The following is a 26,501-nucleotide window of genomic DNA, read 5'->3' as shown; positions in this document are numbered from 1 at the left end:
GTGTTCGGTCATCCCGATCACCACGGCCGAACGGCCCGGATCACTTGTCCAGCGGTACTGTTCGCGCATTCGGGTCGAAGCCCGGAGGCGGGCCGGCGGTGTCGTCGCCCGGTGGCCGGGGAGCGTTCGCCGAACCACGGATCTGCTGCTTCGGGTTCTCGGTCACACAGTACAGATTGGTCGGGATGGTCAATTCGAGGATTCGTGTCGGCCGCACCGGCGTGACCGCGTAGTTGCAGCTGGGCCGAGGGTAGATGGATCCGTATGCCCACCATGCCCCGTCGTGGAACATCTCCAGACTCTGGATACTGGCGTCGCGAACCGAGGGCAGGAGGTTGGCGACGGCCGGTGCCCGCAGCGCGCCCTGCCGCGCGATGTCGACGAGCTGCTGCAACAGATCCGAGATCGGGTCGCGGATCTGATTCAGCGACCCGGTCAGGCTGGTCAGCTGGCCGGGTCCGCGTCCGAGCAGCGTCCGGATCTCCTTGTCCGATGCCACCGCGGAATTGATCAGCGTGCTCATCGACGCAACCGTCTGCCCGAAGTCCGGCTGGATGTTCGCCGTCGTTTTCAGAATCGTGCCGGTGTGCGAGATCAGTTTCTGCGTCTGCGGCAGAACCCGATAGAGATCGGCGAAGATCGTGCCGCCCGAGGTGAACAGCGCACGCAGATCGTTCTGCCCGTCGCGCTTGGCCAATGCGACGTCCAGATTGTCGACGGTCGACCGAAGTTTCTTCGGGTCGATCTGCTGGATCACGTTCAGGGTGGATTCGAGCAACTGCGAGAACGGAGCCGTCACGCGTGTCTGGTTCGCCTGGATGACGTCGCCGTCGGCGAAGTACGGACCATCCGCGGTCGGCGGCTGGAAGTCCACGTATTGCTCACCCGCAGCAGACAATCCGAGTGCGGCGACAACCGCGTTCCGGTTGATCTTGACGTCGTCCTTGACCGACACGCGCACGTCGACCGAGTCGGGACGGACCTGGATGTCCTCGACGTCACCGACCTTCGCGCCGCGCAGTGTGACACCCGAGGTCTTCTGCAGTCCGCCGGACACCGGGAAATTCACCGTCAGCTGATAGGTGCCGGTGAACGGCGTCCAGCGGAGCGGGCCGAAGGCCAGGTACGCCAGACCCAGGATCATCACCACGACCAGCGCGATGTTCCCCGTCAGGACGGAATGCTTGCGTATCCACCGGAACGGGCCGCCTATCCTGCTCATCCGCAGCACCCCTTCGTCCCGGTCAGCCGGGCCAGCAGACGCGTCAGTGTCTGCTGGAGTGAGGCCGACGCGTTGTCGATGTCGCCGAGCTCCGGCAGGCGGCTACCCGAATCGAAGCCTGCGCCCGGGTCGAGGTAGTAGACCTTCGCCGACAGCGACGCCGCACTGCCCGAGGTGCTCTTGATCCACTTCGGGTTCAGCGTGTGGAGATTGTCCGCCAGCTGTCCCAGCGGACCTGCCGCCCCCTCGAAGCCCTTCAGCACCGTCGCGAGATGTTTGACCATCTCGATCAGGTTGCCCTGGTTCGTGTCGAGGAAGTCATTGGTGGCCCCGGTGACCTTGTTGGTCTTCTCCAACGTGGAGAGGATGGAGCCGATCTGATCGTTCACCGTGTTGATGGCGGGTGCGAGCTTGTTGATGGACGCGACGATCTGATTGCGTCCGGCGGCCAGCTGACCGGTGAGCCTGCGCGTGTTCCGCATGGCCTCATCGACTTCCGACGCACTGGAATTGAACTTGGTGATCGCCGTCGTCAGGCCCTTGATCGAGCCCTGCAGATTGTCCGGATGCGGCGCCACCGCCTCGCTCAATTCGGTCAGGATCACCTGGAACGAACTGAGGGAGCCGCTGTCGACGACTCCCGCCATCGACACCAGGATGTCCTCGACGGTCGCGGCCGCGGAGGTCGGTCCGGTCAGGCGATCGCCGTTGCGGACGGTGCCACCCGTCGGCGTCTTCGGCGGAAGCAGAGCCACGAACACATCGCCGAGCGGGGTTGCCTGCCGCAACTCGGCCCCGGTACCCGCGGGCAGCGGACTCGACTTGCTGACCTGCATCGACACCACCGCGGTGTAGTCCTTCACGGCGATGTCGGTGACCTGTCCGACGTCGGTACCGTTCAGCTTCACCTTGGCCCTGCTCGGCAGGTTCAGTGCGTTCTCGAACGTGGCGGTCACGTCGATGGCATCGCCGATGCCACCGGGCGCGGGCAACGGGATCTGCTCCACCGTCAGTCCCGGCAACACCCCGCACGCCGACACCGAGAGAACGGTCGCCAGCGCAAGGCCGGCCACTCCCGCGCGACGACGGATTCGGCGGCTGTCACCCGGGGTCCGTTCCGCCCGATAACCCCTGTCCGGCCGGCTCATTTGCTCATCTCCAGCAGTGCGGACACGACACCGAGGTCGGGTCCGAAATCCTTCAATTGTCCGGTGCGGCAACCATTCTTCTGAAGGTTGATCACCTCGCAGAACTTCGACAGCAACTCGTTCTCCACCAGCGACTTGTCCAGCAGCACCTGCGCACGCCAGGCCCGCTGCTCTGCGGACACCGAATTGGTCAGGTTCTGGAACATCAGCGGTGCGACGTTCAGTGTCTCCACCACCTGCCGCGAGAAGTCGCTGAGGTTGGCCGCCAATGCCGACAACCGGCCGGTCGACGATCCGATGTTCCCGGCGTTCATACGGAGGAACTCCGTCGTGTTCTGTAGCGCGGTGTTCAGATCGGACAGGGTCGCCTGCAGCCCCGGGCTCTGACGGCCCAGCATCGCCGCGACGTCGTTGATCGACGTCGAGAAGGCCGTCATCTTCGGATAGTTCGCGACCAGGGTGCCGGTCAGCTTCTCCACCGTCTTGATGATGTCGACGATCGCGTCGCCATTGCCCGACACCACCGAGCCGGCCCGGCTGAGTTCGCCGATCGCGTCCCGGAGACGCTCCCCGTTGCCGCTGGTGATCCCCGAGGTGATGTCCACCATGTCGGCGACCGGCCCCTGACCGGTCTTGTCGCCGGACAGCGCGGAACCGAGACGGTCGATGGAATCGAACAGGTCTCCGATCGCGACCGGACTCTTGGTGTCCTTCACGACGGCGCCGTCGCTCAGCTTGTCGCCCCCGGAGTAGCTCGGGGTGAGCTCGATGTGGCGGGTCGTCACGATCGACGTGTTGACGATCGCCGCGGTGGCGTTCGCGGGCACCGGAATGTCGGAGTCGACGGTGAAGGTCACCTTCACCTTGTTGCCCTGCGGCTCGACCGCCGTCACGCGGCCGACCGGCATGCCGAGCACGGCCACGTCATTGCTCTTGTAGAGACCGGCGACATTGTCGAAGTACGCCGACACCTCGATCGCGGCACCGAAGAAATGCTTCACGCTGCCGGGGATGAGCGAGCAGCCCGAGAGGCCGAGGACGGCCAGCAAACTGATCGCACCGATCGTCACCGATCGACGGACACGATGTGTTCGCGTGGTCAGCATCCGTCCACCACCCGTGCCATGCAGAGCCAGTTGTCCGGGAAGATGCCCCAGGGCAGATAGCCGTTCGCGTACGGACCGTCACCCAGGATGTTGTTGGTCGCGCGCGCGGTGATGGGCAGGATCTCGAGCAGCTTCCGCAGATTGTGGCGGTTCTTCTCGAGGCCCTGGCTGATGGTGTTGAGGTTGGCCATGATCGGCGCGAACTGGTTGCCGTTCTCCCGTGCCACGGCTCTGGCCTGTTCGGTCAACTCGGCGATGCCGTCGAGCATTCGGGTCACCAACGCCTCCCGCGTCGCGATCTTGTCCGCCAGTTGCCTGCCCTGGCCCACGATCACCGACAGTTGCGCCTGCGAATCGTTGACGATGCCGGTGACCGTCTTCGTGTCGGTGATCAACTGATTGATCTGGTCCCGCCGGTTCGTGATGACCTGCGACATCGCCGTCAGCGAATCGAGGGTGGGTTTGGCGATGGCCGGGGCACCGGCGAGCTGCTTGTTGAGGGTCTTGATGCTCTCGGCAAGCGTGTCACCGTTCACCCCGGTGATCACCGGCGCACCCGCCTCGATGGTCTTCTGCAGGTCGTACGGCACCTCGGTATGCGGGATACGGCCGTCGGGCGCCTCGGAGGGCCCGTCCCCCAGCGACACGTCGACATAGCGCTGACCGAGCAGCGTGGACATCTTGATCTCGGCCGACCCGTTGGACCGCACGTCGACCTCGTTGTCCACCTTCATGGTGACCTGCACGTGGTTGCCCTCGAGCGAGGTCTTGGTGACCTCGCCGACGTCGACACCGGCGACCCGGACCTTGTCACCCGGGCGGATGCCGCCCGCCTGGGCGAAGTCGCCGGTGTAGGTCTTCTTCCCCAGATGTGCGCCCGCGAGAGCGGTGACACCGACCACGAGGGCGACGATCACGACGGCACCCAGCACGCCGTACCAGAAGCCCCGGTTGTTGTCGAAATGATTGCGCCACTTACTCATTGGCACACCTCCGAGTGCTTCGACCCGCCGATCTTGTTGATCAGGCCCGGGGGCAACAGGACGTCGCCGATGGCGATGTCCAGGTCGCAGACGTAGATGTTCAGGTAATTGCCCTGCCCGAGCACCATCGGGAAATGCCCGAGGAAGATCGGTGCGTCGTACGCCATGCGATCAAGCTTGGCGCCGTTGCGGATGAGCGTGCCGGTCGCGGCCTTCGCGTGGCCGGCGGCCGCCTCGAGATCTGCGCGCGACGACCCGAGCACATCGGCGAATCCGGCCGCGGTGCGCCCGATGTTCGACACCGACTTACCGAAGGCCGCCGAGTTCGAATTCAGGTTCTCGATGATCGTCCCCAGACTGGTGATGACCGTGCCGACCTGGGTGCCCTGCGTGGCGAGGTCCCGCATCACGATGCTCAGGTTGGTGATGATCGCGCCGAGGATCTGATCGCGGTTCGCCATGTCGTTCGCGAGTTTCGCGACCTGATCGATGGTGTTGGTCAGGGACACCGAGTCGCCCTGGAAGGCCTCGACCAGTCCCTGCGACAGCGCGTTGACCTGTTCGGGTTTGAGCGTCTCGAAGACCGGCTGGAACCCGGCCAGCAGACGCGTCACGTCGAAGGAGTCCTGAGACGGCTGCTGCAGTGTCGATCCCGCGGCCAGTTCCCGGTTGTCCGCGTTGGGTACCCGGTTCAGCGCGAGGTACCGCTGGCCGATCAGGTTCTGGTACCGGACCGCACCCTGGGTGCTCGCCAGGACGGGTTGATCGGTCTGGACGTCGAAGGTGACCCGCGCCCGGCCGTTGTGCAGCGAGATGTCGCTGACCCGGCCGACGCGGACCCCGGCCATCCGGACGTCATCGCCGAGGCGAGTCCGGAGGCGTCGTTGAACTCCGCCGAAAAACTCTGCGTCTTTCCCGGGACGGACCGTTCCAGCGTCGACCAGATGATGTAGGTCAACAACAGTGCGATCACCGCGAACGCGGTGAATCCGATGAGTGGTTTCCGGATACTCGACTGCGCCGTGCTCATCGGCCTCCTCCCCCATTGGCCGTGGCGTCCTTGCGTTTGTCGCCGCCCGCCGTTCCGTTGCGCTTCGCGCCCTTCTCCATGGCGCGGCTCGACTGCACCAGCGGTCCGAGCATCAGTGTGTCGGCCGCGCCGGGCTTGCGATTGAGTGCGGCGCCGAGAGTCTTACGGTCCGAGTTCGTCGTGACCCGTCCCGCCGCGGAGAATCCACGCACGCGCATCCCCTGCGGATGCACCATCAGCGGCCCCGAACTGGTGGGCCCGGTACCGGTGCCCGGCCCCACACATCCCGGTCCCCGTGCCTGGCCGTACCGGCCTGCGTTGTAGACGGGGCAGTTCTGGCGCGTGTACTCCAGGAACGGGCTGAAGCTGACGCCGATGTTGAGCTGTGCGTGGCCGTTGTTGCCGGTGAACACGGTGAGCACCTTGAGTGCCAGCGTGTTGAGCGCGTTGATGGCCTGCGGCAACGAATCCGGCTCCAGCACCGCCGCACCGAGCGTGCGATTGAGATCGGTGACCAGTCGCTTGCCGCGGTCACCGTTCTTGGCGAAGAGCGACTGCGTCTCGTCCAGAATCCCCTGCCCCGCCGACAGAATGGCGGTCAGGTCGCGCTGCTTCTCGGCGATCGTCATGGCCGGGATCACGCTGCGCCCCAAGGTGTCCAGGAGTTGCGGAGTGGACGCGGACAGTCCGCGCACGGCGCGGTTGAAGTTGTCGAAACCGCTCGGCGCCCCCTCCGGGAACTGGGCGTTGATCGTCTCGAAGTAATTGTCGAGCAGGCCGACGAAGTTGCCGAACACCGCTCCGCCGCCGCGCAGCGCGTCCGCGATCGTGCCGAGCACCGTCGCGAGATCCTCCGGCGGCACCGCGGCGAGCAGCGCGTGCAACTCGTTCTGTGCGTCCTGCAGCCGGATCGTCGCCTGGCTGGTGTCCGCCGGGATGGTCACACCCTCGTGCAGTGAATCCTGTTGGGGATGCTGCGGTTTGACGAGTTCGACGGAGTTCACGCCGAACAGGTTCGCCGGCACCGTACGGGCCGTCACGTTCTCCGGAACGCCCTTGGCCTGCTTCGGGGTGAGTTCGATCTTCACGTCCTTGAGCGGCAGACCTCCCGGCCCGTCCTCGTCACTGAGCGTGATCGACTTGACCTTGCCGACGATGAAGCCGTTGTACCGGACGTCGGCATCGTCGAGGAGACCGTCGCCGACATCGGCCATCCGCGCGGTGACCGGCACCGTCGAGGTGAATGTGCCCTGATAGCGCAGGAACAACAGGACGAACAGGATCGCCAGGACCAGCAGGAACGCGATGCCGCGCACCACGTACTGCAGCAGCGACGGGTTACGTCCGTCGGTATCGATCTGCATGGCGGCCCCCTATCCCGATATCTGGATGCCGGGCGCGGTGCCCCAGAACACCAGCGTCATAATCAGATTCGCGAACACGATGACGATGATCGCCAAGCGGATCGCGTGTCCCGCAGCAACTCCCACGCCCTCTGGTCCCCCCGATGCGAAATAGCCGTAGTAGCACTGGATGAAAGTCGTCAGCAGCACGAACACGATGACCTTGATGAACGAGAACAACATGTCGCTCGACACCATGAACTGACTGAAGTAATAGAGGTAGGTGCCGTCGCCCTGGCCACTCTGCACCTGGAACATCACCTGGCAGGCAAGGTAATTCGCGGCCAGGGACACGGCGTAGAGCGGAATGATGGCCAGCACCGCGGCACACATGCGGGTGGTCACCAGGTACGGCAGCGGACGGATCGCGATCGATTCGAGTGCGTCGATCTCCTCGCTGATCCGCATGGAGCCGAGCTGTGCGGTGAATCGGCATCCGGACTGGGCGGTGAACGCCGTCGCGGCGAGCAGCGGCGCGATCTCGCGGGTGGTGACGAAGGCCGACAGTCCGCCGGTGATCGGCGACATGCCGAGCAGGTTCAGCGCCGTGTAGCCCTCGATGCCGACGGTGGCCCCGCCCATCACGCCGAGGATCACCATGACACCGACGGTGCCGCCGCCCACGACGATCGCACCGTTGCCCCACGCGACGTCGGACAGCAGGCGCCACACCTCTTTGCGGTAATGCGTGAACGCGATCGGCACCGCGCCGATCGACCGCACCAGGAAGGTGATGAGGTGCCCCATCGCGGCGAGCATGTTGCGCGGGCCGCGGTACGCACCCTTGGCGACCTCGATCGGCCGCAGTACGGGCGGCACATACCGGGAAGCGGTCATCTCACACCACCTTCGCCGGGAAGAGGATCGCGAACAGCTGCGTGAGCACCACGTTCACGGTGAACAGGAGGAGCACCGAGTTGACCACCGCGGCATTCACCGAGTTGGCCACACCGGCGGGTCCGCCCTTGGTCGACAGTCCGCGGTCACAGGCGACCACGGCCACGATCGCACCGAAGATGACGGCCTTGCCCACGGCGAATGCCAGGTCCGCCGTCGACGCGAACGACGAGAAGGTCCCCGTATAACTGCCCGGCGTGCCGCCCTGGAAGTAGACGTTGAAGACGTAGCCGGTGATGAAGCCGACGAAGCAGACGAAGCCGCACAGCAGGAAACTGACGACCATCGTCGCGAGCAGACGCGGTGAGATCAGCCGCTGGACCGGGTTGACGCCCATGACCCGCATGGCGTCGATCTCGTCACGGATGGTGCGGGAGCCGAGGTCGGCGGCGATGGCCGAACCGACGGCGCCGGCCAGCAGCAGCGACGTCACCAGCGGTGCGCCCTGACGGATCACGCCGAGGCCGGTGGCCGCGCCGGAGAACGAGGTCGCGCCGACCTGGCCGGCGATGTTCGACACCTGGATCGACACGATGACGCCGATGGGAATCGCGACCAGGAGCGTCGGGAATACCGACGTGCTCGACATGAAGGCGCACTGCCGAATGAATTCGCCGAACGGAAAACGCCGTTTGACGATGTCCTCCACCAGCACCTTGAACACCTCGACGAAGAGCCCGAGCTGCCGACCGAAGGTCTCGAACGACTTGAAGATGTGCTCATGAACCCATGTACGTACCGGGCCCGGACCCGCACGCCGGCCTCTCGGCTCGGCGGCTACCGCGTCAGTACTCAACAGCTCGACCCCCGATTTGCATCACTGCACTTCTCAGGTGACCTCGATCGACCCCTCAGTCGACCCACCCTGGGCCGGTAATATACCTCGCTTACCAACCCTCGTTGTGTCCCGGCTCACAAGTTCGTGTTCAGTCACGTATTCCCCCGGCATTTACCGTGAAATGTGTGACCGACCGGTGCAAACTTCCCGCAACCATAACTGGGACAGATGACCCACGACGCACCAACCCGCCGAACTCATCTCGACAATCGACCAACCCGTCGCATACTTCCATGTCACGGCGGTACCGGCCGCCGGAGGACGTGGGCTCGATCCGCGTCTGGGCGCCGCGTGCCACCACGGTGTCACTCGTCATCTCCCCGCCGTCCGCGCACGGAGGGGGTACCCGATCGATACCGATGGTGCGGCAGACCGCCGACGACACGCCGATCGACCGTCCGCCGACGGGCTGGTGGCGTGTCGGGGCCGTACCACCGGACATCCCCGCGCGCGACGGGGCCGGCCCGCGGCCGGATATCCGGTACGGCTTCTCCGTCGACGGCGGTCCGCCGCGCGCGGACCCGCGGGCGGTGCGGTTGCCCGACGGCGTTCACGGTCTCGCCGCGCCGGGCGGACCCGACCATGAATGGACGGACGCGGACTGGGCCGGCCGGGAGGTCCGTGGCAGTGTCCTCTATGAACTCCACATCGGTACCTTCACGCCCGAGGGCACCTTCGACGCCGCGCTCGGTCACCTCGACCATCTCGTCGACCTCGGCGTCGACATGGTCGAGGTCATGCCCGTCAACGCCTTCAACGGTCCGCACGGGTGGGGCTATGACGGTGTCGGCTGGTACGCCGTCCACGAACCCTACGGCGGGCCCGACGGCCTGGCGCGCTTCGTCGACGGGTGTCATCGGCGCGGGCTCGGGGTGATCCTCGACGTCGTCTACAACCATCTCGGGCCGTCCGGCAATCACCTGCCCGAGTTCGGGCCGTATCTCGGCGACGGCAGCACCACCTGGGGTTCCGCGGTGAATCTCTCCGGTCCGGGATCCGATGAGGTGCGCGACTTCATCATCGGCAACGCGCTCTGGTGGCTGCGCGATCTACACCTCGACGGACTGCGGCTCGATGCGGTACACGCCCTGTCCGATCACAGCGCGGTCCACATACTCGAGGAACTGGCGACGGAAACCGGCCTGCTGGCAACCGAGTTGGGGCGGCCACTGTCCCTGATCGCCGAAAGCGATCTCAACGACCCGCGACTCATCCTCCCCCGCGAAGTGGGCGGATACGGCCTGACCGCACAGTGGGACGACGACGTCCACCACGCCCTGCACAGCGTCATCTCCGGGGAGAACCAGGGTTACTACGCCGACTTCGCCGATCCGTCCGCCCTCGCAAAAGTGTTGCGCGGCGGCTATTTTCACGATGGCACCTATTCGTCGTTCCGCGGCCGCAGACATGGCAGGCCGATCCCGACCACGCAGGTGCCGTCGACCGCACTGGTGGCCTTCACCTGCAACCACGACCAGATCGGCAATCGTGCGGCCGGCGACCGGCCCGGCCATTATCTGCCACCGGGACTGCTCGCCGCGAAGGCCGCGATCATCATCCTCTCACCCTTCACCCCGATGCTGTTCATGGGTGAGGAATGGTCGGCGACAACGCCTTTCGCCTTCTTCAGTTCCCATCCCGAGCCGGAACTCGCACAGGCGACCCGGGACGGCAGGCGGGCAGAGTTCGCCGATCACGGATGGACCGGTCACGTGCCCGACCCGCAGGCACCGGACACGTTCGCCGGGTCGCGCCTGGACTGGTCGGAGATCGCGGCGCCGGAGCATCGCCGGATGATCGACTTCTACCGGTCCCTCATCGCACTGCGGAAGCGGGAAACCGACTTCCGCCGCGACGACTTCGACTCCGTCGCAACCGATCACGGCGACCATTGGTTCGCCATGCATCGGGGGGCGTGGACCGTCGTCGTGACCACCTCGGAGGATCCGGTGCAACTCCCCTTCGCGCTGCGACCCGAACTGTGGTGGCACCCGCCGACGACCGGGACCCCCGACGGAACGGATGACACGACGGTCACCGAACCAGTGGTGGGGCGCAACGTGATCGTCGGCAGGCGGACCGATCAGGTCAGGTACTCGTAGGCGGGGGTGCCGGGTTCCAGCCGCTCGCAGTGCAGCCGCGACCGGTCCATCCGCTCGAGGAGATCCGGCAACCCCTCGGGCGTACCCAATTCCACGCCGACGAGCGCCGCGCCGGTCTCCCGGTTGTTGCGCTTGACGTACTCGAAGAGGGTGATGTCGTCGTCGGGCCCCAGCACCTCGTTGAGGAAGCCCCGGAGCGCGCCCGGTTCCTGCGGGAAGTCGACCAGGAAGTAGTGCTTCAGTCCGCGATGGACGAGTGATCTCTCGATGATCTCGCCGTACCGCGACACATCGTTGTTGCCGCCGGAGACCAGGCACACGACGGTGGCGTCGGCCGGTAGGTCCAACTCGCTCAACGCGGTCACCGCCAGCGCCCCCGCGGGCTCGGCGATGATGCCCTCGTTCTGGTACAGCTCCAGCATCGTCGAGCAGATCGCCCCCTCGTCGACGTGGGTGATGTGGGCCGACCCCGGCCGGGGCGCATGACGTCCCGCCGCCACAACCGGTACCGCCGGGTCATCGGCGATGTCGGCGAAGACCTCGTGGTCGGTCACCGTGGCCCGCATACCTGCGAGCACCCGGTGCCCGAGATTGCCGATGCGCTTCACGGCGGCACCGTCGACGAAGGGATCAATCGTGTCGAGAGTGACCGGATGGCCGGCAACCAGAGCCGCCGCCAGCGACGCCGCCCCCGACGGTTCGACACCGACGATCGCAACCTCCTCGCTGTTCTCGCGCAGGTAGGTGGCGATTCCCGCGAGGCATCCGCCGCCACCGACCGGGGTGACGACAACGTCGGGCACACGACCGAGTTGCTCGACGATCTCGTACGCGATGGTGCCCTGCCCGGCTGCCGTTCGCGGATCGTCGAAGGCGTGGATCCAGGATGCGCCGGTACGCATCACGTCCGCCTGCGCGGCGGCCGCGGCGGCGTCGTAGGTCTCCCCCACGGCGATCAACTCGACGAAATCGCCACCGTGCCAACGAATCCGGTCACGCTTCTGCTTGGGGGTGGTGGTCGGGACGTAAATGCGGCCCGGCACCTTCATGGTGCGGCACGCGAATGCCACACCCTGAGCGTGGTTTCCGGCGCTGGCCGCGACAACACCTCGAGCGAGTTCGTCGGCATCGAGTTGCGCCATCACGTTGTAGGCGCCCCGGATCTTGTAGGACCGCACCGATTGCAGGTCCTCCCGTTTGAGGTAGACCCGTGCACCGACGGCCTTCGACAACCGGGGCGCCTCCTCGAGGGGCGTACGGGAGACCGCGCCGGAAATTCGCGACACGGCCTCGACGATGGTGTCCGAGGACAGCGCGTGGCCGTGGGTGGTATCCGATGCGGTGTGCGTACTCACGCCGTCCATCGTCTCACCCGGTCGCCGGGTGCACTGCGCGCAGGTTGACTTCACCCGGCACGACGGTCGGCCGGCGATGCGCCATCGACTACCGGTGTGATGCGGCTTACACTTCAACGCAGGCCCTCGCGGCCCGTCACGCGACATCGGCGGTTCCGCCACACCAACCAGGGAGGCGACCATGCGATCGAATCCGTACCCCCTCACCACACCCCGGCGCGGCGTAGGACGCGTACGAAGTCTGCTGGTGTCCGCCGTACTCGCCGCGGGCCTGGCCACCGTTCCGTTCGCCGGACACGCCACGGCGGCGGGATGCGGTGGAGCACCACCTCGCCTTGTCGGCACGGTTCCGGGTGCGGCTCTCGAAGGGCTGACCGTCGATGCCCGCGGTCGGCTGTACACCACCGACATCCTCAGCGGCCGGGTCTTTCGTTTCGATCGTCCCGGCGCCGCGCCCCGACCTCTCGGGCGCGTGCCGGAGAGTGGAGCAGGAGCACTGGCATGGGCTCGGGACGGCGCATTGCTCGTCGGCTATGGCGCCGATCCGCGGGTCGTCGCCGGTGATGTGCTGCGGCAGGCCGGGATCGCGCGGATGAATCCCGAGACGGGCGCCACGAGGCCGTGGGTGCGCGGACTGTCGGCGGCCAACGGCATGGATGTGTCCGCCCGCGGGAATGTGTACGCCACCAACGACTTCGGCGCACTGATCGGCCGCGTGTCGCCCGATGGACGGACCCGCGCCGACTGGGCCCGACTCCCCAGCGCCAATGGCGCGGTGCTCAGCCGCGACGACCGATGGCTGTATGTGTCGCAGACCTTCGCTCAGACCGGCGTCACGCGCGTGTCCACCTCGAATCCTGCTGTGACACAACGCTTGCTGAACCTGGACGGCCTCGCGGGGCCCGACGGTCTGACGCTCGACGCCCGGCAGCGCCCGGTCGTTCCGCTGAATGGGCGCGGCCAGATCATCAGGATCGACGCACCCGGACGGTACTGCGTACTGGCATCGGGACTGGTCACGTCGAGCGTGGTCTCCTATGGGCGGGGAACCGGCGGATTCTCGTCGGGGAGGTTGTACCGTGCCGGCTTCGACGGCCGGATCTTCGAGATTCCCGCGGGGTTCGACCGGGGAGCGACCGCAGCCACCCCCTAGGAGCGGTCGCGCTTCGCGGCGACGAGCCGCTCGCCCCACCACACGGCGAGCAGGGTGATCGCCGACGCCCACATCGTGATCTGGCCGGAACCGGTCACCAGGAACACCACCAGCGCGACCAGCACCGCCGAGATCAGGGCCCGCACCTTGTAGACCGGCCATGCCACACCCGCGACGTCCACCGACCGCGGTGACACGGTCTCGACGGTATTCACCTCGATGAGGGGTGCCGGGGTTGCGGTGGTCATGCCGTCAGTGTACGCGATCCCACATCGAATTGTTCGGCCACCCGAAAACTTTGCGCCGGGTGGCCTGTCAACCCGCCAGACAACTGGGCCCGAGCAGCGCTTTCAGGTCTCCCATGAGCGCGGAACTCGGCGCAACGCGCAGCGTCTCGGTCAGCTTCAAACGCGTGGAGCGCTGCTCGCTCACCAGCGTGACGTGCACATCGGCGGTGCCCGGGTGCCGCGACAGCACCTGCTTGAGCGCCTGCACCCGGGCCGGCGTGCAGGCGCGGGCGCTGAGCGTCAGCGACACCGGCTTGCTGGTTCCCGCCGCCGCGAGATCCGGCACCGCCAGATCGTTGGCGCTGATCATCATGCTGTCGTCGCGCAGATTCACGCGGGCACGGACGAGCACGATGTTGTCGGCGACGATGTCCATGCCGTATGCGACGAAGGCGCGGGGGAAGAAGTAGACCTCGACACCACCGACCATGTCCTCAAGGGTGACCACCGCGTACGGCTCACCCTTTTTGTTCACGCGCCGGGTGACCGACGAGATGATCCCGCCGATGGTGATCTGTGCGCCGTCGGCGATGTTGCCCTCGAGCAGCGACGTGATGCTGGTGTCCGTCTGCGCCGACAGCGAATGCTCGACACCACTCAGCGGATGTCCGGACACGTACAGCCCCAGCATCTCCCGTTCGATGGCGAGTTTGTGCTTGCTGTCCCACTCCTCGTCGGGCACCTTCACGGCGAAGACCTCGGCGAGGGAATCGTCGGCGCCGCCCGCATCACCGAAGAGATCGAACTGCCCGACCGCCTCGGCCTTCTTCGTGCCGATCACCGACTCCACCGCGTCGGCATGCACCAGGAACAGTCCTTTGCGCGGGTGATTCAGCGAGTCGAAAGCCCCTGCCTTGATGAGGGATTCGGTCACCTTCTTGCTGCAGGCGGTGACATCGATCTTGCCCAGGTAGTCGGAGAAGTTGGTGAACTTGCCCTTCTCCTGGCGTGCCTCGAGGATCGACGACACCACACCCGTGCCCACGTTGCGGATCGCGGCGAGACCGAATCGGATGTCGGTGCCGACGGCCGCGAAGTTGCGCTGCGACTCGTTGACGTCGGGCGGCAGCACGGTGATGCCCAGCTTGCGGCAGTCGGCCAGGTAGATGGCCGACTTGTCCTTGTCGTCGCCGACCGAGGTGAGCAGACCCGCCATGTACTCGGCGGGATAATTCGCCTTCAGGTAGGCGGTCCAGTACGAGACGAGTCCGTAGGCGGCGGCGTGCGATTTGTTGAACGCGTAGCCGGCGAACGGGAGCACCGTGTCCCACAGTGCCTTGATCGCGGCCTGCGAGAACCCGTTGGCCTTCATGCCGTCGGCGAAGCCGTCGTAGGCCTCGTCGAGGACTTCCTTCTTCTTCTTGCCCATCGCGCGACGGAGATTGTCGGCCTGTCCCATCGAGTAACCGGCGACCTTCTGGGCGATCTGCATGATCTGCTCTTGATAGACGATCAGACCGAAGGTCTCGGACAGGATCTCGCGCAGCGGTTCCTCGAGCTCGGGGTGAATCGGCTTGATCTGCTGGCGGTTGTTCTTACGGTCGGCGTAGTCGTTGTGCGCGTTCATGCCCATCGGGCCGGGGCGGTAGAGCGCGCCGACCGCGATGATGTCCTCGAACGCGGTGGGCTGCATACGTTTCAGGAGTTCACGCATCGGTCCACCGTCGAGCTGGAACACGCCGAGCGTCTGCCCCCGCTGCAGGAGTTCGAAGGTCTTCGGGTCATCGAGCACCACGGTGTCCATGTCGAGCTCGATGCCGCGGTTGTTCTTGATGTTCTCCAGCGCATCGCCGATGACCGTCAGGTTGCGCAGCCCCAGGAAGTCCATCTTCAGCAGGCCGATGGCCTCACACGACGGGTAATCCCAGCCGGTGATGATGGCGCCGTCCTGCGCTCGCTTCCACACCGGGATGGCGTCGGTCAGCGGCTCCGACGACATGATCACCGCGCAGGCGTGCACGCCCGCGTTGCGGATCAGCCCCTCGAGGCCGAGCGCGGTGTCGTAGATCTTCTTGACGTCCGGATCGGTCTCGATGAGGGTGCGGACCTCGGCGGCCTCGTTGTACCGCTCGTGCTCGGGATCGGTGATACCCCAGACCGGAATGTCCTTGGCCATGATGGGCGGCGGCAGGGCCTTGGTGATCTTGTCCGCGATCGCGAAGCCCGGCTGGCCGAACTGGACTCGAGCCGAATCCTTCAGTGCCGCCTTGGTTTTAATGGTTCCGAAGGTGATGACCTGGGCGACCTTGTCGCTGCCCCACCGATCGCTGGCGTAGCGGACCATCTCACCGCGGCGACGATCGTCGAAGTCGATGTCGATATCGGGCATCGACACACGCTCGGGGTTGAGGAACCGCTCGAACAGCAGTCCGTACGGGATCGGGTCGAGGTTGGTGATGCCCAGCGCCCAGGCGACGATCGAGCCCGCGGCCGAACCACGGCCCGGCCCCACGCGGATGCCCACCTCATGGGCATGCGCGATGAGGTCGCCGACGACCAGGAAGTAGGCAGGGAACCCCATCTGGATGATCACGTCGAGTTCGTGATTCGCACGGGCGAGGTATTCGGCGGGCACCTCCACTCCCGGGAAACGGCGCTCCCTGAGGCCGGTCATGACCTCCTTGCGCAGCCAGGTCTCCTGCGACTCGCCCTCGGGCACCGGGAAGACCGGCATCCGGTCGCGGTGCTCGAAGACCTCGGCGTAGGACTGGACGCGCTCGCCGATCAGCAGGGTGGAATCGCACGCACCCGGTACCTCGGCGTCCCACAGCTCGCGCATCTCCTGCGCGGACTTCAGGAAGTAGCCGTCGCCGTCGAACTTGAAGCGCGTGGGATCGGACAGCGTCTTGCCGGTCTGCACACACAGCAGGGCCTCGTGCGACTGCGACTGCTCGCGGGTGACGTAGTGGCAGTCGTTGGTGGCCAGCGGCGGGATGCCGAGCTTGCGCCCGATCTCGAGCAGTCCCGCGCGCACACGGGATTCGATCTCGATGCCGTGTTCCATCAGCTCGAGGAAGAAGTTCTCCTTGCCGAAGATCTCCTGCCACTTGGCCGCGGCCTCCAGCGCCTCACGATCGTGTCCGAGCCGCAGACGGGTCTGCACCTCGCCCGACGGGCACCCGGTGGTGGCGATGATGCCCTCGGCATGCTGCGCGATGATCTCGGCGTCCATGCGCGACCACTTGCCCAGCTGCCCCTCGATGGAGGCCAGCGACGACAGCTTGAACAGGTTGCGCAGTCCGGTGCTGTTCTCCGCGACCATCGTCATGTGGGTGTAGGCGCCCGAGCCGGAGACGTCGTCCGACTTCTGGTCACGCGTACCCCACGTCACACGCTTGGTGGTGAACCGCGATTCCGGCGCGATATAGGCCTCGATGCCGATGATCGGCTTGATGTCATGCTTCGTGGCCGTGTTGTAGAACTCGCTGGCACCGAACATGTTGCCGTGGTCGGTCATGCCGATCGCGGTCATGCCGAGCCGTTTCGCCTCCGCGAACAGCGGCGACACCTTCGCCGCACCGTCGAGCATCGAATACTCGGTGTGGTTGTGCAGGTGGACGAACGAGTCGGTCACAACGCCTCTTCAAATGCTCGGGAACCGGTGATGTCAGGAGAACCGTGTCCACTGTAGGTCCGTCCACCGACAGGAGTCAGGAGGCACGGCGGGCAGTGACGGATGAGGCGGACGAGGTCGCGGTTCAGGCCTCGCGCAGGGTGTCGAGCGCCTTCTGCAGATCCTCGGGGTACGGGCTCGTGAACTCGACACGCCTGCCGTCGGCGGGGTGCGCGAAGGCCAGGGAACGCGCGTGCAGCCACTGCCGCTCCAGGCCGAGGCGTTTGGCCAGCACCGGATCGGCGCCGTAGGTCAGGTCGCCCGCGCACGGATGATGCAGCGCGGAGAAATGCACGCGGATCTGATGGGTGCGTCCGGTTTCCAGGTGGATGTCGAGCAGCGACGCCGACGCGAACATCTCGAGCGTCTCGTAATGGGTGATGCTCGGTTTCCCGTTGGCCGTGACGGCGAACTTCCAGTCGCTGCCGCGATGGCGACCGATGGGCGCGTCGATGGTGCCCTCGGCGGGATCGAGATGTCCCTGCACGAGTGCGTGATATCCCTTGTCCACCTCGCGATCCCGGAACGCACGTTTCAGCACGCTGTAGGCGTGCTCGGAGACCGCCATCACCATGACCCCCGAGGTGCCCACATCGAGCCGGGACACGATGCCCTGCCGTTCGGCGGCACCCGAGGTGGAGATCCGGAAGCCGGCCGCCTCCAGTGCGCCGACGACCGTCGGCCCGGTCCACCCCTGGGAGGGATGCGCGGCGACACCGACCGGTTTGTCGACGACGATGATGTCGGAGTCGTGGTAGATGATCCCGAGATCCTCGACCGGCGTCGGCTCCACCCGCAGGGGCTCGGCCGGTTCGGGGAGGACGACGTGCAACCATGCGCCCGCGGTCAGCCGGTGCGATTTGCCCACCGGCTGTCCGTCGACGAGGACGTCACCCGCCTCGGCCAGCGAGGCGGCCACCGTGCGCGACAAGCCGAGGATCCGCGCCACACCGGCATCCAGACGCATGCCGTCGACCCCGTCGGGCACCGGCATCGACCGTGACTCACGCATCGCGATCATCCGCCCGATCGTCGGTGGTGCGGTCCGATCGGGCTGCCCAACCGGTCCGCGTCCCGTCGTATTCGAATCCCAGCAGTGACAATCCGACGAGCAGGATCGCGCCGCACACGACCGCGGAGTCGGCGATGTTGAACACCGGCCACCAGTCGCCGACCGAGATGAAGTCGACGACGTGCCCACGCAGCGGGCCGGGCGCCCGGAACAGACGGTCGCCCAGATTGCCCATGGCACCGCCCAGTACGAGTCCGAGCCCGACGATCCACCAGGGCGAGCGCAGGCGGCTGCTGTACCGGATGATGCCGACCACCACGACGAGGGCGACGACCGTCAGCACCCAGGTGTATCCCGACGCCATCGAGAACGCGGCGCCGCTGTTGCGGACCAGCCTCAGTGTCAGGACGTCACCGACGACATGCACCGGATTCATCGGGTCCAGGTGGTGCACGGCCAGCACTTTCGTGAGCTGATCGAGTCCGACGATGCACAGCGCGATCACCGGCAGCACCCACACCAGCGCGCTCCGGCCGGTCGGTGTACCCACCGGATCCCCGTCGTCCTGATCCCCGACGTCGCGAGGGGGCCGGCCGGCATCCACGGCTTCCGGGTCGTCCGGGGTCAGCTCGGTCTTGTGTGCGTCATCCACCCGTCCATCATCCATGAGGGCTGACATACCCTGGCTGTCGTGTACCCCGATCGCGCCCGTCGTGCCCGTGTGACCCTGCCCGCCGTCGTCGCCGTCGCACTGCTCGCGGTTGCCGGGTGCGGCTCGGATGGCGACGGAAACGACGCCTCCGCCTCCAGCGCGGCGGCGCGGCCGGGATGCTCGGACACCACGACGTCCGGCGCGAAGGACGCGAAACTGATGCCCGTGCCGCCCGCCAAGGTGACGGTCACCGAACCCGGCGCCGAGCCACGCCGCATCCCGGGCGCCGAGCCGAACCGGTCGGCTCCCCAGGCCGTCACCGTGGTCACCACCTCGACCGTCTCGTCCCCCGGCGACACCGACTCCCGCACCGTCGAGATGCCCCTCACGGCGAAGTTCCACTGCTCCGATTCCACCGACCTCGAGATGACACTGGGGACGGTGACGGCGCCGGATCCCGCACTCGGCGAACAACTGCGTGCGGTCGCGGGATCTCGTGCGGGCCTCGCCATCGGGCCCGGCAATGCACTGATCTCGCTGCGCCTGGTACCGAACCCGGACTCCGGTTCGGACGCACGCATGGCAGTGGAACAGTCACTGCTGCAAGCACTTCAGATGTCGGTGCCGATGCCCACCGAGGCCATCGGCGTCGGCGCCCGATGGCAGGTGGAGCGGGTATTGAACACCGCCGCGACGGTGACACAGCACCTCGACGTGACGGTGAAGTCCTGGGACGGCGACCGGATGGTCCTGGACGTCACCGCTGACGAGACCCCGGTCAATTCCACCTTCGCGATCCCGGGAACCGATCAGACCCTGAACATCGCGCGGTTCAGTAACAGCGGCAAGGGACAACTCACCATGGACCTCGGCCGCGCCCTGCCGGTCGAGGGTTCGATCTCACTGTCGGGCGCCCGCGAACTCGTCGGCGCCGACGCGTCGCGGACTCTCATCCAGCAGACGGGACTGACCGTCTCCTGGCGCGGTCGCTGACGAAACGCGCGAGGCCGGCGGGGTGAACCCCACCGGCCTCGGTCACTCGGTCGATCGTTCCGATCAGTTCGGCTTCTTCGTCGGCGACGACTTCTCGGTGTCGGGGCACATCGGCGTCTTCACATCGCTGCCGGTGATCAGCGGGCAGACGGTGTTGCGCGACAGCTTCCAGCGTCCGTCGACGTAGACGATGCCCGCGTCGAGCTTGGTCGGCGGGTTGTCGGGCAGCTGCACCTGGACCTTCACCGTGGCCTTGTTCGGGCCCGCGGGGATGACCGGCGGATAGATCTTGTAGGTGACGTCCGGGTTTTCCTTCTTCGCCTTCACCAGCTGGTCGAAGATCTTCGGATCGGCCGACGAGCCCTCGACGAGCTGGGTCTTCTCGGAGTTGGGCACGGAGGCGTCGAGTGCCTTGTTCAGCATCTCGTTCAGCTGGGCGACGCTGGGCCGGGTGTTCGGATCGGTCAGTTCGCCGCCGCTACCGCCCGCAGCCGTCTCCTGCGTCGATGCCACGGTCGGCACGTCGGGGACGTCGCTGTCGTCGGAACCGCATGCGGACACCGATGCGACCGATGCCGCGATGAGCGCGGCGGTCACGATCTTCGGAAACTTCACAGATCTCCCTTACTGTTTGCGTCCGGCCTGCACATGGCCGGTCGTCCACTTCTCGGGCCTGGCCGAACCGTATCCGGGTCGCCAGAGCTGCCATCACTATGCCAAACCACACGCGCTCACCCAACCGTCGCCGGGCCGCCGGAGACCGTCGATGAGCGACGCGTCCCACCGCCAACGGTTGACGTGCGCGCCGGGTTCCCGAACTCTGTGTCCATGACATCCGCACAGATCGTCGTGATCACCACCGGGGGCACCGTGGCGGCCCGCACCACCGCCGACGGTGCCGTGCCCACCCTGTCCGCCGACGATCTGCTGCCGCAGTCATCGGACGGTGTCGCGATCGTGCCGGTGGAGCTCATGTCCATCGACAGCGCCGCGATGACGGTGGCCGACCAGCTGCGGATCGTCGGCGCGATCGCCGATGCCTTGACCGATCCGGACACGGTCGGCGTCGTCGTCACGCACGGCACCGACACCATGGAGGAGACCGCCTACCTCGCCGACCTGTTCATCGCCGACGATCGACCGGTCGTCTTCACCGGCGCCCAGTATCCGGCCGACTCCCCCGAATCCGACGGTCCGGAGAACATCGCCGCCGCCATCGCAGCGGCGGCCGACCCCGGCCAGCGAGGTCGGGGCACCCTGCTCGCACTCGGCGGGGACCTGCGCGTGGCACGGGGCGCCTTCAAGGTGTCCACCACCGACCGCATCGCCTTCGATTCGGTCACCGACGATCTGCCGCGTGTCACCCTCGACGGTCCGATACCGCAGCGGCCGACGGTCCGGGTCGATTCCTTCGGCCTCTACCCCGGAGTATCGGCCGGCATCATCGCGGCCGCGGTCTCCCAGCGCGCATCGGGAATCGTGTTGGCGGCCACCGGTTCCGGCAATACCCATCCGGACATCACCGCGGAGGTTGCGGCCGCGACGCGCGCGGGTGTCGTCGTGGTGGTGACGACACGGGTTCCCTACGGCGAGGTGCTCCCGACGTACGGCGGTGGCGGCGGGGCGGTCGATCTCGAACGCGCCGGTGCGATCGTCTCGCGCTGGCTGCGCGCACCGCAGGCCCGGATCGCGGTGCTCGCGTTGCTGTCGGGCGGTGCGACCGCCGACGACGTCCGCGAATTCTTCGCGTCGGCCGCTCCAGCGGCCTGACGCGGGCACAGCGGGATCACGGATCTGCGGGCGTGTCCCAGTCCAGGCTGTCCATCGGATCGGCCTTGCGGAGCGCCGGATCGGCTTCGGGGAAGGTCAGCGCGCGACCGGGCCCGCTGGTCCGCGTCTCGAAACGGACGGTGACCACGCCGTGCCCACTGCCCTGGACCCAGCCGTGTCCGTGCTCGGTGTGCGTCACGTCGGTCCCCGTGGGCCATGCGGCGTCACCGCCGGATTGGGCCCCCGAGGCACGGCCGGCATCAGCGGGCGGTGCGACGTCCGGCACGTCGGTGTGACCCGCCGCCACGAAGGCCGCCTCGATATCCTCGACGTCCGGCTCACCGGCCGCGGCCACGCCGGGGCCGATGTCGGCGAACAACGAGAACTGTTGCACCGCCGACAAACCCGAGTATCCGACGCCGACGAGCCGGATCGCGCCCACCGTACGTGGGTCGAGGGCCAGCCGTTGCGCAGCCGCGCTCAGCGTGGACAGTTCGGTGGTGGCGGCGGCGAGGGTCATCGACCGCGTCAACACGGACATGTCCGAGCGCTTCAGCTTCAGGACGATCGTGCGCGCGCCACGACCGTCGGTCACCAGGCGACGGTGCGCGTCGCGGGCCGCACGATCGATCGCGGTGCGCAATTCCGAGAGGTCGACGAGGTCGGCCGGAAAGGTGGATTCGGCGCTGATCTGTTTGGCCGATGCGCGTTCGGTGACCGGGCGGTCATCGAGCCCGCGTGCGAGTCGGTGGAGCGCGGGACCGAGACTCGCCCCGAGCACCGAGACGACCTCGACATCGGAGAGTGCGGCGAGATCTCCGATGGTGTCGACCCCGAGCCGCTGCAATCGATCCCCGGACACCGGCCCGATCCCCCACAGCTTCCGTACCGGCAGCGCATGGAGGAACGCACGCTCCCGACTCGGCGGGATCGCCATCACCCCATCGGGTTTGGCGAGTCCCGACGCGATCTTCGCGATCTGTTTGCCGCTGCCGAAACCGACCGATGCGGCCAGGCCCACCTCCTCGCGGATGCGCGCCCGCAGATCCTCGGCGAACGACGTCACCGCCGACACCGATGCGCCTGCCAGTTCGGCCGGCTCACCGAACGCCTCGTCGAAGGACAGCATCTCGATGACCGGAATCGCCTCGCGGACGAGACCGAAGATCCGTCCGCTCACGCGCCGGTACACACCCCCGCGCGGGGGAAGCACCACGGCGCCGTTACCGACCAGTCGACGGGCCTGATGCATCGGCATCGCCGATCGTGCACCGAACACCCGCGCCTCGTAGCTGGCTCCGGCCACCACGCCCCGCCCGCCGAGGCCGCCCACCAGAACCGGCCTGCCGCGCAGTGTCGGACGCGTCAGTTGCTCGACCGAGGCGAAGAACGCATCCATGTCGAGGTGGAGGACCCAGCGGGCGCTGCGCTCCTCCGGATCCACCCCGGATACGGCGGATGGATCGTCGGACGGCACATACGCATGGTAGTTCCGTGCATCAGGGCCGAACTTCGAACACCGGCAGTTGTGCGGCGTAGGCGGCAAGCGTGGCGTCGTCCGGGGTGGTGCCCAGACCCTCCGGCAGGAACCTGCCGACCTCCCAGCCCCACCGGCGCAGATACGCACGCAGGATGGCAGGCCGTTGCGCGGGATCGATCTCGACGAGGCTCACCTGCCGTGATCTCCGACCGCGACTCAACTCGGCGCGTCCGGCGGCACGCGCGTTGCGGACCCACTGTGTCTCACCTCGTGGCGCCACGAGGTATTCACGGTGATCGACGGTCAGCGGGTTGACCGGAATGCGCTGCGGCGCACCGGTCGTCCGGCCGGCGACGGTGAGTACCTCCGCCCCGGCCAGATTGATGCCCCGATCGGCCAGCCAGCGGACGGCGCGATTCATCGCGACCTCCGCCCTCGCAGGGGCGCTGTGATGGCGTGTCATCCCGCTGCTCGGGTGTGTGCTCCGGTTCATGGTCGACCCTTCGTCGTGATCCGAGGTGTTGTTATTTTAGAGAGCGGTGCTCTCGTTTTAAGAATGTATGCCGGTGGCCGACAATGCAAGAGCACCGCTCTCGGATGTGGCAGGATCGATGACATGGCGTCCACGACACCGACCACCGGCCGCGCGGCGAATCGGGCGGCCATGGAGGCCGAGATCCTCCGGCTCGGCCGCGAACACCTGAGCACCCACGGTGCCGCCGGGCTGTCGCTGCGGGCCATCGCGCGGGAGATGGGTGTCGTGTCGTCGGCGGTGTACCGGTACGTCCCGTCCCGCGACGACCTGCTGACGCTGCTTCTGGTCGAGGGGTATGACGAACTCGCGGAGGCGACCCGCGCGGCGGTCCACGGCATCGACGAGTCTTGTTCCCGCGAAAGGGTTCTCGCGATCGCGACCGCCATGCGCGATTGGGCCGTCACCGATCCCCCGCGCTGGGCGCTGCTGTACGGATCGCCGGTGCCGGGCTACCGGGCGCCGGCGGAACGGACCACCGAGCCGGGCACCCGGGTGATCGCATCCCTGATCGGCGAATACGCCCGGGCCGAGCGCGCAGATCTCTTGCGCATCGAGGATGTCGTTGTCCCGGAACGTCTTCCGGAACAATTCGCCGCCATCCGCACCGAGTTCGGGACGGAACTGTCCGACGCGGGCCTGATCCTGGCCGTCACGACCTGGTCCACCGTCATCGGCGCGATCAGTCTCGAGGTGTTCGGTCAATACGGCGCGGACACCTTCAGCGATCACCCGCTCGTGTTCACCACACAGGTCGACCGGGCCCTCACGACGATCACCGAACGGTGATGCGGTCGCGGGCCCGGTCGCCTGAGGTCAGCGGGTGATGCTGCGGGGCGCCTCGGCGCCGACGAGCTTGTCGGGATTGCGCCACCCGTAGATCTCGGCGATCCGGCCGTCGATCACCGAGAAGCCGAAGACGCCCTGGAGCCTGCCGTCGAAATGCACGACCAGGCCGGGCAATCCGTTGTACATCCGCGACTCGAAGCGCAGATCCTGCTGCTGGTCGCTGAGCCGGACGAAGCCGAGCAGCAGTCGAGCCACCTTGTCGGCCCCGTCGATCGGATGCCGGACCGCACTCGCCTTTCCACCACCGTCGGACACCAGCCGGACGTCCGGGGCGAGGAGCGCGAGTAGATCGTCGACGTTTCCGGTCGTCGTGGCGCGCAGGAACTGGGACACGACGGCCTCGGCCTGGTCGGTTGTCACCGGCTCGAATCGTGGCCGGCGCGCTTGGACATGGGCACGCGACCGGTGGGCGATCTGGCGGACCGCGGCCGCCGACTTGTCGAGGATGACCGCGATCTCGTCGTGCGCGAAGCCGAAGACCTCCCGGAGGACGAAGACCACCCGCTCCTCCGGCGACAGCGATTCGAGGACCACCAGCATCGCGGTCGACACCGACTCGGCGAGCACGACGTCATGCGACGCGTCCTCCCCGTCGAGCAGGATCGGCTCCGGGAGCCACGTCCCCACGTAGTCCTCCCGGAGCCGCCCCCGACTGCGCACGGCGTTGAGCGACTGCCGTGTGACGATCTTCGCCAGATACGCCTTGGTGTCCTGCACCGTGTCCAGATCGACTGCGGCCCAGCGGATGAACGACTCCTGAACCGCGTCCTCGGCTTCGGCGGCCGTGCCGAGGATCTCGTAGGCGATGGTGAACAGCAGTGGCCGCAGGGCGGTGAACCGCCGCGCGTGTTCGTCGACGTCGCCGCTCATCGCACGACGTCGAGGGTCGACACGCGGTGGCCCACACCGGCGCCCGCGAGTTCACGCGGCTCACCGGGCATGGCCGGGATGAGACCGGGCCTGCTCCGCTCGGCGCGCAGACCCCAGATGACGCTGCGGCACACCAGTTCCTTGAACCGGGCCGCCCGGCGGCCGCGGACCGTTCGGCCGGTCGGATTGTCGTCGCGATCGGTCAGTTGCACCACAGCCGCCGACCGTCCCAGCGAGACACACTGGCCGAGGAATTTCACGATCACCGGCGAGGGCGCGGTTCCCGCCATCCGGTCGAGTACGGTCTCCGCGGCATGCGGCCCCAGTTGGTTCGCCGCCTGGCAACTCATCCGGAACGGCACCCCGGACGGCGCGACGGCGTCACCTGTTCCGATGATGTGCGGATCGTCGACGCTGGTCAGACTCTCGTCGGTGATCAGGCGCCCCAGATCGTCGGTGGCCAGGCCACTCACGTCGGCGAGATCGGGCACACCGAAACCGGCGGCGGCGATCGTCACCGCGCTCGGCAGTGTTCGTACGCCCCCGGGACCGTCCACGGTGATCTCCCCGTCGCCGACGGACTTCACCCGCGAATCCTCGAGAACCTCCACGCCGAGATCGTCGAGCCTGCGACGCGCGACCTCACGCGCGTCTGCCCCGAAGGACGGCGCGATCTCGCCGGTGACCAGGCGAACCGACCGGCCGGCCTCGGCGAGTTCGGTCGACATCTCCAGACCGGTCAGTCCACCACCGATGACCGTCACCGGGTCGGATTCGGCGTCGACGTCCGCGAGGTGATCCCGAAGACGTTGCGCCGCTTCCCATTCGCCGAGCACGAAACCGTGTTCCCGAAGCCCCGGAATACTCTCCGCCGGCGTTCCCGTGGAGCCGACCGCATAGACCAGGTAGTCGTAGGTGAGCGACTCGCCCGAGAACAATCGAACCCTGCGATTCACGGCATCGATACGTGTCGCGGTATCCACCAGCAGGCGCACGCGCTTGTTCAGCACTCGCCCGAAGTCCGCCTCGGCCTCACCGGTGCCCGCGATCCACTGATGGAGCCGAATGCGATGCACGAACTGCGGACGCGGATTCACCACCGTCACCTCGGCGGACTTCGACAAACGGTTGGCCGCCATGATGCCCGCGTAGCCGCCGCCGAGAACGACGACCCGGCGTTGCCCTGTGCTGTTCATGCGTGTCCCC

The 26,501-nt window shown here is 67.0% G+C and carries 22 protein-coding genes and 1 pseudogene; 5 read left to right on the top strand and 18 right to left on the bottom strand.

Annotated features, from left to right (window positions below; translation table 11 throughout):
* Positions 1 to 40 precede the first annotated feature (40 nt).
* The 8 genes and pseudogenes from AC4JJG_RS16555 to AC4JJG_RS16520 all read right to left on the bottom strand — a co-directional run bounded on the left by AC4JJG_RS16555 (position 41) and on the right by AC4JJG_RS16520 (position 8,585).
* A complete protein-coding gene (locus tag AC4JJG_RS16555) occupies positions 41 to 1,222 on the bottom strand; it encodes an MlaD family protein (RefSeq protein ID WP_495400347.1) in 1,182 nt (393 codons plus the stop codon).
* The gene (locus tag AC4JJG_RS16550) at positions 1,219 to 2,370 is read right to left on the bottom strand and encodes an MlaD family protein (protein WP_495400346.1); all 1,152 of its coding nucleotides are present in this window, start codon (positions 2,368 to 2,370) and stop codon (positions 1,219 to 1,221) included. Before AC4JJG_RS16550 ends, AC4JJG_RS16555 begins: the two co-directional genes overlap by 4 nt.
* On the bottom strand, positions 2,367 to 3,476 hold the full coding sequence (locus AC4JJG_RS16545; RefSeq protein WP_495400345.1) for an MCE family protein: 1,110 nt from the start codon (positions 3,474 to 3,476) through the stop codon (positions 2,367 to 2,369). The genes AC4JJG_RS16550 and AC4JJG_RS16545 overlap by 4 nt, the downstream gene beginning before the upstream one ends.
* Positions 3,470 to 4,459 carry an MCE family protein gene (locus tag AC4JJG_RS16540; protein WP_495400344.1) on the bottom strand — a complete coding sequence of 330 codons (990 nt, stop codon included), beginning with the start codon at positions 4,457 to 4,459 and terminating at the stop codon, positions 3,470 to 3,472. The genes AC4JJG_RS16545 and AC4JJG_RS16540 overlap by 7 nt, the downstream gene beginning before the upstream one ends.
* Positions 4,456 to 5,489, bottom strand: a pseudogene (locus AC4JJG_RS16535) (MCE family protein). Before AC4JJG_RS16535 ends, AC4JJG_RS16540 begins: the two are co-directional and overlap by 4 nt.
* Positions 5,486 to 6,853: an MlaD family protein gene (locus tag AC4JJG_RS16530; RefSeq protein WP_495400343.1), complete on the bottom strand. Its 1,368-nt coding sequence runs from the start codon at positions 6,851 to 6,853 to the stop codon at positions 5,486 to 5,488. Before AC4JJG_RS16530 ends, AC4JJG_RS16535 begins: the two are co-directional and overlap by 4 nt.
* 9 nt (positions 6,854 to 6,862) lie before the next feature.
* Positions 6,863 to 7,729, bottom strand: coding sequence for an MlaE family ABC transporter permease (locus AC4JJG_RS16525; RefSeq protein ID WP_495400342.1), 867 nt, complete (start codon positions 7,727 to 7,729; stop codon positions 6,863 to 6,865).
* Between the two features lies 1 nt (position 7,730).
* Complete coding sequence (locus AC4JJG_RS16520) at positions 7,731 to 8,585, bottom strand: MlaE family ABC transporter permease (RefSeq protein ID WP_495400341.1); 855 nt, start codon at positions 8,583 to 8,585, stop codon at positions 7,731 to 7,733.
* A 275-nt stretch (positions 8,586 to 8,860) separates the two neighbouring features.
* Here AC4JJG_RS16520 and treZ point away from each other — a divergent pair, with 275 nt between their 5' ends.
* Complete coding sequence (treZ, locus tag AC4JJG_RS16515; protein WP_495400340.1) at positions 8,861 to 10,729, top strand: malto-oligosyltrehalose trehalohydrolase; 1,869 nt, start codon at positions 8,861 to 8,863, stop codon at positions 10,727 to 10,729.
* Here the strand turns inward: treZ and ilvA are convergent.
* On the bottom strand, positions 10,711 to 12,093 hold the full coding sequence (ilvA, locus tag AC4JJG_RS16510; RefSeq protein ID WP_495400339.1) for a threonine ammonia-lyase IlvA: 1,383 nt from the start codon (positions 12,091 to 12,093) through the stop codon (positions 10,711 to 10,713). The two genes, treZ and ilvA, sit on opposite strands and share 19 nt — an antisense overlap.
* A 172-nt stretch (positions 12,094 to 12,265) precedes the next feature.
* Here ilvA and AC4JJG_RS16505 point away from each other — a divergent pair, with 172 nt between their 5' ends.
* Positions 12,266 to 13,237 carry an SMP-30/gluconolactonase/LRE family protein gene (locus AC4JJG_RS16505; protein WP_495400338.1) on the top strand — a complete coding sequence of 324 codons (972 nt, stop codon included), beginning with the start codon at positions 12,266 to 12,268 and terminating at the stop codon, positions 13,235 to 13,237.
* Here AC4JJG_RS16505 and AC4JJG_RS16500 read toward each other — a convergent pair.
* From AC4JJG_RS16500 to lspA, 4 genes are all read right to left on the bottom strand, one after another.
* Positions 13,234 to 13,485: a hypothetical protein gene (locus AC4JJG_RS16500; RefSeq protein ID WP_495400337.1), complete on the bottom strand. Its 252-nt coding sequence runs from the start codon at positions 13,483 to 13,485 to the stop codon at positions 13,234 to 13,236. The genes AC4JJG_RS16505 and AC4JJG_RS16500 overlap by 4 nt on opposite strands.
* Before the next feature lie 67 nt (positions 13,486 to 13,552).
* Positions 13,553 to 17,098 carry a DNA polymerase III subunit alpha gene (gene dnaE / locus AC4JJG_RS16495; protein ID WP_495400336.1) on the bottom strand — a complete coding sequence of 1,182 codons (3,546 nt, stop codon included), beginning with the start codon at positions 17,096 to 17,098 and terminating at the stop codon, positions 13,553 to 13,555.
* 124 nt (positions 17,099 to 17,222) lie between these two features.
* Positions 17,223 to 18,149 carry an RluA family pseudouridine synthase gene (locus tag AC4JJG_RS16490; RefSeq protein ID WP_495400335.1) on the bottom strand — a complete coding sequence of 309 codons (927 nt, stop codon included), beginning with the start codon at positions 18,147 to 18,149 and terminating at the stop codon, positions 17,223 to 17,225.
* Positions 18,142 to 18,816 (bottom strand): signal peptidase II, encoded by a 675-nt coding sequence (lspA, locus tag AC4JJG_RS16485; protein WP_495400334.1) that lies wholly within the window; start codon positions 18,814 to 18,816, stop codon positions 18,142 to 18,144. Before lspA ends, AC4JJG_RS16490 begins: the two co-directional genes overlap by 8 nt.
* Before the next feature lie 24 nt (positions 18,817 to 18,840).
* Here lspA and AC4JJG_RS16480 point away from each other — a divergent pair, with 24 nt between their 5' ends.
* Positions 18,841 to 19,794 carry a hypothetical protein gene (locus AC4JJG_RS16480; protein ID WP_495400333.1) on the top strand — a complete coding sequence of 318 codons (954 nt, stop codon included), beginning with the start codon at positions 18,841 to 18,843 and terminating at the stop codon, positions 19,792 to 19,794.
* 63 nt (positions 19,795 to 19,857) lie between these two features.
* Here the strand turns inward: AC4JJG_RS16480 and AC4JJG_RS16475 are convergent, their stop codons facing one another.
* Positions 19,858 to 20,409 (bottom strand): WKL family lipoprotein, encoded by a 552-nt coding sequence (locus tag AC4JJG_RS16475; protein WP_495400332.1) that lies wholly within the window; start codon positions 20,407 to 20,409, stop codon positions 19,858 to 19,860.
* A gap of 213 nt (positions 20,410 to 20,622) precedes the next feature.
* Here AC4JJG_RS16475 and AC4JJG_RS16470 point away from each other — a divergent pair, with 213 nt between their 5' ends.
* Positions 20,623 to 21,564 (top strand): asparaginase domain-containing protein, encoded by a 942-nt coding sequence (locus AC4JJG_RS16470; protein WP_495400331.1) that lies wholly within the window; start codon positions 20,623 to 20,625, stop codon positions 21,562 to 21,564.
* Positions 21,565 to 21,580: 16 nt separating this feature from the next.
* Here the strand turns inward: AC4JJG_RS16470 and AC4JJG_RS16465 are convergent, their stop codons facing one another.
* Together AC4JJG_RS16465 and AC4JJG_RS16460 are read right to left on the bottom strand one after the other, a co-directional pair.
* Positions 21,581 to 22,963, bottom strand: a complete 1,383-nt coding sequence (locus tag AC4JJG_RS16465; protein ID WP_495400514.1) for a DNA polymerase IV — start codon at positions 22,961 to 22,963, stop codon at positions 21,581 to 21,583.
* Between the two features lie 100 nt (positions 22,964 to 23,063).
* The gene (locus AC4JJG_RS16460; protein WP_495400330.1) at positions 23,064 to 23,465 is read right to left on the bottom strand and encodes a nitroreductase/quinone reductase family protein; all 402 of its coding nucleotides are present in this window, start codon (positions 23,463 to 23,465) and stop codon (positions 23,064 to 23,066) included.
* A gap of 195 nt (positions 23,466 to 23,660) precedes the next feature.
* Here AC4JJG_RS16460 and AC4JJG_RS16455 point away from each other — a divergent pair, with 195 nt between their 5' ends.
* Entirely contained in the window at positions 23,661 to 24,365 is a 705-nt protein-coding gene (locus AC4JJG_RS16455; RefSeq protein WP_495400329.1) for a TetR/AcrR family transcriptional regulator, read from the top strand.
* Between the two features lie 27 nt (positions 24,366 to 24,392).
* On the opposite strand, the gene AC4JJG_RS16450 is transcribed toward AC4JJG_RS16455, so the two are convergent.
* Positions 24,393 to 25,295, bottom strand: a complete 903-nt coding sequence (locus AC4JJG_RS16450) for an RNA polymerase sigma-70 factor (RefSeq protein WP_495400328.1) — start codon at positions 25,293 to 25,295, stop codon at positions 24,393 to 24,395.
* Positions 25,292 to 26,491: an NAD(P)/FAD-dependent oxidoreductase gene (locus AC4JJG_RS16445; protein ID WP_495400327.1), complete on the bottom strand. Its 1,200-nt coding sequence runs from the start codon at positions 26,489 to 26,491 to the stop codon at positions 25,292 to 25,294. The genes AC4JJG_RS16450 and AC4JJG_RS16445 overlap by 4 nt, the downstream gene beginning before the upstream one ends.
* Positions 26,492 to 26,501 lie beyond the last annotated feature (10 nt).

The sequence above is a fragment of the Gordonia sp. B8661-1 genome (genome assembly GCF_059427765.1).
Note: the sequence above shows the minus strand (reverse complement) of the source record. Positions and strands in the feature narration are given on the sequence as shown.

Excerpts from the sequence above, each read along its gene's own strand:
- treZ (WP_495400340.1), top strand. The coding sequence starts at position 8,861 with ATGTCACGGCGGTACCGGCCGCCGGAGGACGTGGGCTCGATCCGCGTC.
- AC4JJG_RS16530 (WP_495400343.1), bottom strand. The coding sequence starts at position 6,853 with ATGCAGATCGATACCGACGGACGTAACCCGTCGCTGCTGCAGTACGTG.
- ilvA (WP_495400339.1), bottom strand. The coding sequence starts at position 12,093 with ATGGACGGCGTGAGTACGCACACCGCATCGGATACCACCCACGGCCAC.
- AC4JJG_RS16490 (WP_495400335.1), bottom strand. The coding sequence starts at position 18,149 with ATGCGTGAGTCACGGTCGATGCCGGTGCCCGACGGGGTCGACGGCATG.
- AC4JJG_RS16555 (WP_495400347.1), bottom strand. The coding sequence starts at position 1,222 with ATGAGCAGGATAGGCGGCCCGTTCCGGTGGATACGCAAGCATTCCGTC.
- AC4JJG_RS16445 (WP_495400327.1), bottom strand. The coding sequence starts at position 26,491 with ATGAACAGCACAGGGCAACGCCGGGTCGTCGTTCTCGGCGGCGGCTAC.
- AC4JJG_RS16460 (WP_495400330.1), bottom strand. The coding sequence starts at position 23,465 with ATGAATCGCGCCGTCCGCTGGCTGGCCGATCGGGGCATCAATCTGGCC.
- AC4JJG_RS16500 (WP_495400337.1), bottom strand. The coding sequence starts at position 13,485 with ATGACCACCGCAACCCCGGCACCCCTCATCGAGGTGAATACCGTCGAG.
- AC4JJG_RS16525 (WP_495400342.1), bottom strand. The coding sequence starts at position 7,729 with ATGACCGCTTCCCGGTATGTGCCGCCCGTACTGCGGCCGATCGAGGTC.
- AC4JJG_RS16550 (WP_495400346.1), bottom strand. The coding sequence starts at position 2,370 with ATGAGCCGGCCGGACAGGGGTTATCGGGCGGAACGGACCCCGGGTGAC.
- AC4JJG_RS16455 (WP_495400329.1), top strand. The coding sequence starts at position 23,661 with ATGGCGTCCACGACACCGACCACCGGCCGCGCGGCGAATCGGGCGGCC.
- AC4JJG_RS16545 (WP_495400345.1), bottom strand. The coding sequence starts at position 3,476 with ATGCTGACCACGCGAACACATCGTGTCCGTCGATCGGTGACGATCGGT.
- lspA (WP_495400334.1), bottom strand. The coding sequence starts at position 18,816 with ATGGATGATGGACGGGTGGATGACGCACACAAGACCGAGCTGACCCCG.
- AC4JJG_RS16540 (WP_495400344.1), bottom strand. The coding sequence starts at position 4,459 with ATGAGTAAGTGGCGCAATCATTTCGACAACAACCGGGGCTTCTGGTAC.
- AC4JJG_RS16465 (WP_495400514.1), bottom strand. The coding sequence starts at position 22,963 with ATGGATGCGTTCTTCGCCTCGGTCGAGCAACTGACGCGTCCGACACTG.
- AC4JJG_RS16470 (WP_495400331.1), top strand. The coding sequence starts at position 20,623 with ATGACATCCGCACAGATCGTCGTGATCACCACCGGGGGCACCGTGGCG.
- AC4JJG_RS16450 (WP_495400328.1), bottom strand. The coding sequence starts at position 25,295 with ATGAGCGGCGACGTCGACGAACACGCGCGGCGGTTCACCGCCCTGCGG.
- AC4JJG_RS16505 (WP_495400338.1), top strand. The coding sequence starts at position 12,266 with ATGCGATCGAATCCGTACCCCCTCACCACACCCCGGCGCGGCGTAGGA.